The 4,840-nt window shown below is 40.0% G+C and carries 2 protein-coding genes; both read right to left on the bottom strand.

The genetic code is table 11. From position 1 onward, the window contains the following. Window positions 1-592: 592 nt before the first annotated feature. Entirely contained in the window at window positions 593-1,975 is a 1,383-nt protein-coding gene (locus tag H3T83_RS11260; protein ID WP_198215797.1) for a hypothetical protein, read from the bottom strand. A gap of 793 nt (window positions 1,976-2,768) precedes the next feature. Beyond that, window positions 2,769-4,175 (bottom strand): hypothetical protein, encoded by a 1,407-nt coding sequence (locus H3T83_RS11255; protein WP_198195443.1) that lies wholly within the window; start codon window positions 4,173-4,175, stop codon window positions 2,769-2,771. Window positions 4,176-4,840 lie beyond the last annotated feature (665 nt).

Here is a 4,840-nt window from a genome sequence, read left to right as displayed (position 1 = left end):
CCGAGTTAAGAGGGTTGGCGCGAACCCTCTTTACAATCTCCCGCGGCGACCACGCAAGTGGTCACGATGTGACTGCCTTCCGCCTGCGTTCGTTCTTAACGCACCGGCTGTGATTTGTTCCTGACAAAACACAGCCTTGCCAAACATCCCTGTTTGCCATGCTAACCTCGCTCAGTTGTCAGCACATTGCGAATGTCGCTAAATAGGAAGCACTAAACTAATTTCTAAAAATAAACGTTTATTATTAGTAATAGCTGATGTTATAACTAATGTTAGCGATTTATTGGCGGAATTTTGGCTTTAAAAACCCCGTTCCTCAACTTTTTTGGTTCGCTGAGTTTCGGACGTTTTGTTGTTTTGTGGTTGTTTCTATACGGTGATTACGTCCGAGTTAAGAGGGTTGGCGCCAACCCTCTTTACAATCTCCCGCGGCGACCACGCAAGTGGTCACGATGTGACTGCCTTCCGCCTGCGTTTGCTGTTAACGCCCTTTTCGTCAACGCCATTGCCTTGGCAAGGCAATGATTGTTTAATGTCCTAATGTTATTTTTCTTATCCTCAGCTTCAATACCTAAGAACTAAGAAATAATAGCTAAGGATAGACACAGAGTCCGTATGGTTTGTTGTTGTTATCGCTGTTATTGTTGGTATCCCTACGACTGGCGTATATACGACCATCGAACGAATTAACCGTATAGAGGTCACTATAAGGATGCTCATCACTCGTCCAATAGTACCCTCTTTGGAAGTTGGCACCAGTGTAATTGACCATAGACCCCCATTCCGTGAAAAATCCTGCACCAATGTGATGCGCGGCAAAATCTACCCAAGGCGAAGGCTTTGCACTTTGACATGGTGAATCACAATTCGCATTAGTTAAATCCTTGACCTTTGGAATACGGTATCCAATATTATTACACCAAGATGATATACTAGAATAGGTATAATCTTTCCTACCTCCACGATTAACAAACCACTGCTTTAACTTAAATCCATATTTGACCACCGCATTACCACTGCTATCACGACCAACTAACTCAAATGTCTGCGGTAAAGATAGTCTACCGATGCTATATGGATTTTCTGATTGCCATTGCGATGATGTAGCAACAGGACCTGTTAGGGTGACTTTAACGCTGGTACTTGTTGAATTGGTCATAGTTGCAGTAATACCACCATGAGAAACCGGCGCCCAAGATAAGGCCTGATTATTACCTCTAATATCTAAATCAAAATACAAATTATTAGCCCCCGTAGTCGGGAAGTTTGAACCATAAGACGACGGCGTGACTGACTGTGTTAGAAACCCCCCCTTATCCCTGTCCCAAATGGAAGCAGGAACAATATATCCATTAGCAGGTTGTGGGGTAGGTCTTGCAAAACAAATCACTGGCGATGATATATTAGGATTAGGATTAATATAATAAACGGCATTACTTGCACTAAAACGACTTTCATTAGGCACACCATAACGTGTTTTTAATGTACCACTACCATTAGATAAGGTTAATTTATATGGCGCTTTACAAATATTAAGCACTTCATTACGGGCCACAGCTAGATCCCATTTATCAACAATAGATAAATTTAAACTACCGGTAGCGGTGACACCATTAACGCCCTGACCATCGCCATCATCATCTCCCCAATAATTATACGGTGCGCCAATAAGTGAACTTAATGCAATAGAATTAGTATTCCTTGGTACTAACATACCAATATCATTAAAACTCTGACCATCAACAGGTAAAATGATAGGATTTCTATAACTCGAATTATTGGTTGTCGGAGTAAATGTTCTACCATCAGAAAGGGATATCCCGAGTAGCGCTTCGGTATTTGTTACCCGAGTTCGACCACCATCAAAGGTTAAATAAGGTGCTGAGCCATAAATAATATTGGTTGTTTTAGTGGTTAATGCATAGTTAGAAAAAGAGATAGACTGTAAAACAACCATGGTTAATACCAAAACCATCGGCCGAGATAAACAGGCTAAACTAAGAAATTTTGAAAAATTTTGCCGGAATTTCGGAAATTTTGGAAATTGCTGAAATAATAAACTGCAGTGAAGTAATAAACGGTATGAGCTTAACTTTAGAGAGGTGAAATTATAGGTTGGGCAGGTTGTGTGTTGTGTGTTGTGTGTTGAAAATTATAATCCATATCAGATATCCTTGTCAATCCAATTTTATGATTTATTTAAAATTTTAAGCCTAACGGCATAAAATTTATCCATTCGTATAAATATGCTATAAAAGTATAGTGATTGCAAAAAACCATGCAACTTTTTTTGATGGTTTAATTGTTAACTTTTGTAAAGGCGAATGTAATATTACGTTTTAATTACGCCCTTAAAACCTATTTTGGAGAAACTTTAGGGGGATTTTTAGGCTTTAAAAACCCCGTTCCTCAAAATTTTTTAGTTCTTTATTTTTTGGTTGTTTGAGTTTCGGACGTTTGTTGTTTTGCGGTTATTTCTATACGGTGATTACGTCCGAGTTAAGAGGGTTGGCGCGAACCCTCTTTACAATCTCCCGCGGCGACTACGCAAGTGGTCACGATGTGACTGCCTTCCGCCTTCGTTCGCTTTTAACGCACCGGCTGTGATTTGTTCCTGACAAAGCACCGCCTTGGCAAACATCCCTGTTTGCCATGCTAACCTCACTCAGTTGTCAGCACATAGCCAATGTCGCGCCACAAAATCGTTTTTATCGCCCTAACGTTATTTTTATCCTCAACTTCAATACCTAAGAACTAAAAAATAATAGTTAAGGATAGACACAGAGTCCGTAATTGGGGAAGGGATAATCGTTATATATCGTACCATCCCACGAGTTAACCACAAAAAAACGATAAGGATTACCACCCACACTATCTTGCGTCCAATGGCCGTATTCGAAGTAGCGATTAGCGTATCCGAAGTGGGCATTAGCGTAATAGCGCATATCCCCCCATTCCGTGAAAAATCCTGCACCAATGTGACGACGGAAATACTTATTAGGTGACGAAGGCGTTGCACCTTCTGCACCTTCACACACATCTTGAGTCTGCCAGTCCCGCCATGGTTCACAAGTCGCATTAGTTAAATCACTGACCGTTGGGAGACGGTATCCAATATTATTACACCAAGATTTCGTACTAAGATAGGAATAATAAATTTCACCACGATTAACAAACCATTGCTTTAACTCAAATCCATATTTGACCACCGCATTACCACTGCTATCACGACCAACTAACTCAAATACCTGCGGTAAAGATAGTCTGTCGATTTCACCTGGATTATTTGAAGACCATTGCGATGGTGTAGCAACAGGACCCGTTAGGGTGACTCGAACGCTGGTACTTGTTGAATCGGTCATCGTCGCCGTAATACCACCATGAGAAACCGGAGCCCAAGATAAGGCCTGATTAGTGCCGGCAATAACTAAATCAAAATACAAATTATTAGCACCAGTAGTCGGGAAGTTTGAACCATAAGACGATGGCGTAAATGATTGTGGTAGAAAACCCTTCCCATAACGGTACCATTTGTCAGCAGGAATACCACCCAACCCAAACCCACTTATGTTAGGCATTACATAACAAATCACTGGCGATGATTCTTTCTTAGGATTAATATAATAAGTGGTACTCCTTCGCTCAAAACGAGTTTCATTAGGCACACCATAACGTGTTGTTAATCTACTTTCAAAATTAGATAAGACTAATTTATATGGCGCTTTACAAATAGACAGCACTTCATTACGGGCAACACGAGAACCGTCTTTATCAAAAATATCTAAATATAAACCACCGGTAGCAGTGACACCATTAATCCCCTGACCATCACCATCATCATCCCCCCAATAATTATAGGGTGATGCAATAAGAGAATTTAATTCGATTAAATTTTTATCAGTTGGTATCAACATACCAATATCATTAAAACTCTGACCAGCAACCGGTAACTCGATAGGATTGTCTAAACTTGAATCATTGGTTGTCCGAGTAAATGTTCTTCCATCTGAAAGGGATATCCTGAGTAGCGCTTCAGTATTTGTTACCCGAGTACTACCACCATCGAAGGTTAAATAAGGCGCTGAACCTTGAATAACATAAATCGTTTTAGCGGTTAATGCATGATTAGCAAAAGAAATAGAAAGTAAAACAACCACGGTTAATATGAAAACCATCGGCCGAGATAAACAGGCTAAACCAAGAAATTTTAAAAAATTTTGCCGAATTTGCTGGAAAAATAAATTGTAATGAGATAATAGACCGTGCGTGCTTAACTTTACTAACGTTAAATTATAGGTTGGGCAGGTTTGGTGTTTGGTGTTTGGTGTTTTAAATTATAACACATATCCGACATTCCTGTCAATTAAATTAATGATTTATTTACAATTTTATGCCTACCGACATAAAATTTATCCATTCATATAAATATGCTATAAAAGTATAGTGATTGGAAAAAACCATGCAACTTATTTTGGCTGTTTAATTGTTAATTTTTGTAAAGGTGAATGTAATATTACCGCTTAATTACTCGCTTAAAACCAATTTCGAAGAAGATTTAGGGGGATTTTAGGCTTTAAAAACCCCTCTCCTCAAATTTTTTTGGTTGTTTGGGTTTCGGACGTTTTGTTGTTTTGTGGTTGTTTCTATACGGCGATTACGTCCGAGTTAAGAGGGTTGGCGCGAACCCTCTTTACCATCTCCCGTGGCGACTACGCAAGTGGTCACGATGTGACTGCCTTCCGCCTTCGTTCGCTGTTAACGCACCGGCTGTGATTTGTTCCTGACAAAGCACCGCCTTGGCAAACATCCCTGTTTGCCATGCTAACCTCTCTCAGTTGTC

Source organism: Gilliamella sp. M0320 (genome assembly GCF_016101635.1).
Taxonomy (GTDB): Bacteria; Pseudomonadota; Gammaproteobacteria; order Enterobacterales; family Orbaceae; genus Gilliamella; species Gilliamella apis.
This window is presented reverse-complemented; position numbering and strand designations above follow the sequence as displayed.

Bases quoted from the DNA above. Each gene is read 5' to 3' on its own strand.
- H3T83_RS11260 (WP_198215797.1), bottom strand. From the start codon at position 1,975: ATGGTTTTGGTATTAACCATGGTTGTTTTACAGTCTATCTCTTTTTCT.
- H3T83_RS11255 (WP_198195443.1), bottom strand. From the start codon at position 4,175: ATGGTTTTCATATTAACCGTGGTTGTTTTACTTTCTATTTCTTTTGCT.